This window comes from Nocardioides sp., assembly GCF_035703625.1.
Lineage (GTDB): Bacteria > Actinomycetota > Actinomycetes > Propionibacteriales > Nocardioidaceae > Nocardioides.
On sequence record NZ_DASSXS010000267.1, the window covers coordinates 1 to 5,226 of the forward strand.

6 protein-coding genes and 2 tRNA genes are annotated in these 5,226 nt (G+C 70.5%); all 8 read right to left on the reverse strand.

Annotated features, from left to right (window positions below; all coding sequences use genetic code 11):
• Positions 1-414 (reverse strand): trigger factor family protein (locus VFN12_RS13930; RefSeq protein ID WP_325119322.1); only part of this gene is annotated, 414 nt, incomplete at its 3' end.
• 36 nt (positions 415-450) lie between these two features.
• Positions 451-523 (reverse strand) — tRNA-Pro (locus tag VFN12_RS13935).
• Positions 524-580: 57 nt separating this feature from the next.
• Positions 581-654, reverse strand: a tRNA-Gly gene (locus VFN12_RS13940).
• Positions 655-751: 97 nt separating this feature from the next.
• Entirely contained in the window at positions 752-1,855 is a 1,104-nt protein-coding gene (locus tag VFN12_RS13945) for a PP2C family protein-serine/threonine phosphatase (protein ID WP_325119323.1), read from the reverse strand.
• Positions 1,856-1,908: 53 nt separating this feature from the next.
• Positions 1,909-2,736 carry an Fpg/Nei family DNA glycosylase gene (locus tag VFN12_RS13950; protein WP_325119324.1) on the reverse strand — a complete coding sequence of 276 codons (828 nt, stop codon included), beginning with the start codon at positions 2,734-2,736 and terminating at the stop codon, positions 1,909-1,911.
• Positions 2,729-3,238 (reverse strand): ribose-5-phosphate isomerase, encoded by a 510-nt coding sequence (locus tag VFN12_RS13955; protein ID WP_325119325.1) that lies wholly within the window; start codon positions 3,236-3,238, stop codon positions 2,729-2,731. The genes VFN12_RS13950 and VFN12_RS13955 overlap by 8 nt, the downstream gene beginning before the upstream one ends.
• Positions 3,239-3,276: 38 nt before the next feature.
• Complete coding sequence (locus VFN12_RS13960) at positions 3,277-3,846, reverse strand: hypothetical protein (RefSeq protein WP_325119326.1); 570 nt, start codon at positions 3,844-3,846, stop codon at positions 3,277-3,279.
• A gap of 77 nt (positions 3,847-3,923) precedes the next feature.
• Positions 3,924-5,226 (reverse strand): methionine--tRNA ligase (locus tag VFN12_RS13965; protein ID WP_325119327.1); only part of this gene is annotated, 1,303 nt, incomplete at its 5' end.

A 5,226-nucleotide genomic window follows, 5' to 3' on the forward strand; every position in this document is an offset into this window, starting at 1 on the left:
GACCTCGTCGTCGGTGATCTCGATGTCCTCGACCTCGGCCTCGATGCCGACGTACTCCGGGACCTCGATCTCGGGCTTGACGTCGACCTCGGCGGTGAACTCGAGAGCCTCGTTGTCCTCGAACTTCGTCACCTCGATCTCTGGCTGGGCCAGGGGCTCGAGCGAGTTGGACTGCAGGGCCTCGATGTACTTCTGCGGCAGGACCTCGTTGATCGCCTCGTCCAGCACGACGTTCCGGCCGACCTGGCGGTCGATGACCGCCGGCGGCACCTTGCCGCGCCGGAACCCGGGCACGTTGATCTGCTGGGCAATCTTCTTGTACGCCGCGTCGAGGCTCGGCTTGAGCTCCTCGAAGGGCACCTCGACGGTCAGCTTGGCCCTGGTCGGGCTCAAGGTCTCGACGGCGCTCTTCACAGGTGTGTCTCCTCATCGATGTGTCGGAAAGGTTCGTCGGGGCGACAGGACTCGAACCTGCGGTCTCCTGCTCCCAAAGCAGGCGCGCTAGCCACTACGCTACGCCCCGCCAAGCGGACTCCGGACCGGCCCGATGGATGTGCCAGCGAACGGCCCGGTGGCCCCTTGGAGCGGATGACGGGAATCGAACCCGCGTAGCCAGTTTGGAAGACTGGGGCTCTACCATTGAGCTACATCCGCGCGCCCGGGGAATGCTCCGGGAACCCCCGACCACGAGCGCGCCCCGCGCGGGTGTCATGGTGCCACACGGCGCCCGGTCTGCCGTAACCGAGGCGAGTCAGCCGCGGTGGATCAGGAGCAGCGCGCGGTCGTCGATGCGGGAGCCGAGCTGGTCGATCAGCCGGCGTGCGCCGTCCTCGAACGTGCCCCGCAGCAGCACCTCGGCCTGGCCGAGCATCTTGTCGATCCCGAGCCCGATGTCGCGCCGACGGCTCTCGACCATCCCGTCGGTGTAGAGCAGCAACGCGTCGCCCGACCGCAGGGTGCCGCGCACCGGCGGGAACTCGGCGTTCTCGAACAGGCCGAGCGCCGGGCCCTCGCTGGGATGGACGGTCCAGCGCCCCGACCCGGCGGCTCGCTGCGCTGCGGGCGGGTGGCCGGCCGAGCGGAGCTCGAAGCTGCCCGTGCGCAGGTCCAGCGACAGGTGGATGGCGGTGGCGAACCCCTCCTCCCAGTTCTGCTGGAGGAGGTAGTCGTTGGCCGAGGCGAGGAAGTCCTCCGGGGGGAGGGCGGCCAGCAGGCCGCCGAGGGCGCCGGACAGCAGCAGCGCCCGCGTCCCGGCGCCGGCACCCTTGCCCGACACGTCGACGACGCAGACATCGAACCGGTCGCCGCCATGGGGGCGCGCACTGACGATGAAGTCCCCGGCGAAGGGAGTACCTCCCGCGGAGCGCAGGGCGGACTGGGCGTGCCACCCGTCGGGCAGGACCGGGATGCCGCCCTGGCCCTGGATGCGGTCCCGGAGGTCGACGAGCATCGACTCACCCTGCGACCCGCCGACACCGAGGCGGCTCCGCCGGAACGACGTCAGCAGGATGATGAACCCCGCAGTGAAGATCACCAGCAGTACTCCCCCGGTGATCCCGGTGATCTGGGGCAGCCGGGCCAGGAGCGCCACGACCATGACCAGCACGAAGACCACGAACCACGGCAGCTCGCGCGGGCCCAGGAAGAGGCTTCCGAACAGCATCGGCAGGACGAGCGAGGTCATCGGGAAGACCCCGGGCCAGATGAAGATCCCGGCGGCGAAGAGCAGGGCCAGCAGGACCAGCCACCGCAGGTTCCGGCTCTCCCGGGGAAGGGCGCGACCGGCCACCGAGCGCCAGGTACGCCGCCAGGGCGACAGCGCACTGCCGCGACGGGGGGCCGGCGCTGCGTACATCGAAGGTCCTGTCGATCGGGGGTCCGGCGGCCGCTCGCTACGCAGCCGCTCCGTCACTTTACGGCGCGTGAGCGGAACGTGGGCTGACAACGCGGACACCAGAAGAGATTCCTGCCCTGCAGCAGCGCGGTCCGGATCCGCGAGCCGCAGACGTGACACGTCTGGCCCGCGCGACGGTAGACGTAGACCTCCCCGCCGTGGTCGTCGACCCGCGGCGGACGACCCATGGCCTCCGGCGTGTGCTCGGGGCGCACGGTGTCGATGCGACCGGTCCGGACGCCCACGGCCATGAGGGCGGCCAGGTCCTCCCACATGGCACGGAACTGGCCCACCCGCAGCGTCCGACCGGGTCGCAGGGGGTGCATCCGGTGACGGAACAGGATCTCGGCGCGATAGACGTTGCCCACGCCGGCCAGGACCCCCTGGTCCATCAACAGGTCCCCGATCGGCCGGTGGCTCCGCGAGATCCGGCGCCAGGCGATCATCGGGTCGGCGTCGGGGCGCAGCGGGTCGGGCCCGAGCGTCCCCACGATCGCGTCCCGCCGTTCCCGGGAGACCAGGTCGCACTGCGTCGCGCCGCGGAGGTCGGCGTACGCCGTGGGCGTGGTGATCCGCAGCCGCACCTGGCCGACGGGCGCGGCTGCCGGTCCGGGGTGGACGTCGAACTTGCCGATCAGGCCGAGGTGGACGTGCACGAACAGCTCGCGCTCGAACTCGAGGAAGAGGTGCTTGCCCGCCGAGGTGGCGCGGAGCATGCGGGTTCCGTCGACGTGGTCGGCGTCGGCGAACCTCCCCTGCGGGCTGGTCACCCGGACGACCTGCCCCCCGAACGCGGCCGAGAGCTCGCCGGCGAGCCGGTGGAGGGTGTGACCCTCAGGCATCCGGTCCCCGCCCGCGGGCGGACTCGGGGAGCGCGGGCAGCTGCCGTGAGGACTCGTAGTCGGCGACCTGGCCGATCCGGCGGGCGTGGCGCTCGTCGCCCGTGAACGGCGTCGACAGGAACACCTCGACGAAGCGGGTCAGCTCCTCCAGCGTGTGCATCCGGCCACCGAGGGAGACCACGTTGGCGTCGTTGTGCTCCCGGGCGAGCACGGCGGTCTCCTCGGACCACACCAGGGCCGCCCGGATGCCCGGCACCTTGTTGGCGGCCATCTGCTCGCCGTTGCCCGACCCGCCGATCACGACGCCGAGGCTGTCGCCACCGGCGGCACGTTCGCTCGCGACCGCGTCGGCCGCGCGGAGGCAGAAGACGGGGTAGTCGTCGAGGGCGTCGTACTGGAAGGGACCGTGGTCGACCGGCTCGTAGCCGTGGTCACGCAACCAGCCGAGGAGGTGTTCCTTCAGGTCGAGGCCGGCGTGGTCGCAGCCCAGGTGCACTCGCATGCCGCCCATCCTTCCAGCCGGCCTCTGGGTGCTGGCGGCTACCGCGACATCAGGGCGTCGAGGGCCACCGCGACGGCCGCCGCGACCCGGAAGTCGACCCGCTGGTCGGGCACCTGGACGGTGTAGAGGTCGCGGACGGTGGCCTGGCGCTCGATGGAGAGCAGGGGCGCTCCGTCGGCTCCGACGAAGTCGAAGTGGATCGGCAGGAACGGGATGTCGGCGAAGCGGCGGAGCAGCGCCACGACCTGGCTGCGCTCCTGGCCCGTGCCGGTGTAGCCGGGCCCCTCGATGTGGAACGTCGACCGCAGCAGGCTCGCGCCGAAGTCCTTGCGGAAGAAGCCGATCTGCTGCCCGGACTCGTCGGTGACGTCGTACCCGGCGTTGAGGTCGAGCGCCCTGCGCGCCTTGAAGCCGAAGACCGCCCGCGACTTGCTGTCGTCGCTGAAGAAGGTGACCTGCTCCTTGAACGCGAAGCGCTTCTGCTCGGCCAGGCCGTAGAGCTGGCCCTGGCCGCCGCCGGCGTCTGGTGCGTACAGCTCGTAGCGGTTCGTCGTCATCGCGAAACGCTGCCTCACGAAGAACGTCGGCAGGTACATCTGCTGGGTCATGCCGCGACCCTATCGGCGGCGCGGGCGGTGGCTGCCCTGCCCGACCCCCGCACCCCGACAGCCACCGCACCGGCCGCTCAACCGCCGGAGGTGAGCCGCTCCAGCTCCACGTCCACGACGGCCGGGTCGAGCTTGGTGAACACCGGGGTCGGCTTCTCGATCCGGGTGCCGACCTCGATCGGCCGGTGCTGCCACCGCGGGCTCGCGGAGTAGTCGCCGGTGATGATCGGGTAGACGTGCAGACCCGCTCCCTCGTCCGGATCGAGGTCCTCCACGTGCTCGACGTGAGGCATCGGCATGAACTCCCCCTCACCGCCGAGCACCCGCCACACCTTGTTGGAGGAGTGCGGCAGGAACGGCGCCAGCAGGGTGTTGCAGTCCAGCACGCACTGGGCGGCGACGTGGAGCACGGTGCCGAGCCGCTCCCGCTGGTCGTCTCCCTTCATCTTGTAGGGCTCGGTGACCGTGAGGTACTTGTTCACCTCGCCGACCACGCGCATCGCCTCGGCGATCGCCGCCCGGAGCCGGTGCTGCTCGATCAGGTCACCGACCGTCGCGAAGCCCCCGCGGACGCTCGCGAGCACTTGCTCGTCGACCTCCTCGAGCGAGCCGGCGGCGGGGATCTCGCCGAAGCTCTTGGCAATCATCGTGGCGGTGCGGTTGACCAGGTTGCCCCAGCCGGCGACGAGCTCAGAGTTGTTGCGGGTGACGAAGTCGGCCCACGTGAAGGCGGCGTCGGAGGTCTCCGGACCGGCGGCGCAGATGTAGTAGCGCAGCGGGTCGGGGCCGTAGCGGGCGAGGAAGTCGCCGACGTAGATGACGTTGCCGCGGCTGGTGGAGAACTGCGAGTCGCCGAAGGTGAGGAACTCGCTGGAGACCACCTCGGTCGGCAGGTTGAGCGTCCCGAAGGAGCCGGGCTCGCCGCCCCTGTCGCCCTGACCGTTGTAGGCGAGCAGCTCGGCCGGCCAGATCTGGGAGTGGAAGACGATGTTGTCCTTGCCCATGAAGTAGTAGGACTCCGCGTCCGCGTCGTTCCACCACTCGCGCCACTTCTCGGGCTCCCCCAGCCGGCGCGCCCACTCGATCGAGGCGGACAGGTAGCCGATCACGGCGTCGAACCACACGTAGAGCCGCTTGGTCGGCTGGTCCTCCCAGCCCGGCACCGGGATGCCCCAGTCGATGTCGCGGGTCATCGCCCGCGGCCGGATCTCCTTGAGGATGTTCTGGCTGAACTTGATGACGTTGGGCCGCCACAGGCCGGTGGCCTCGCGCTGGTCGAGCCACTCCCCCAGCGCCTCGGCGAGCGCGGGCAGGTCGAGGAACCAGTGCTGGGTGTCCTTGAACTCCGGGGTCTCGCCGTTGATCTTGGACCGCGGGTCG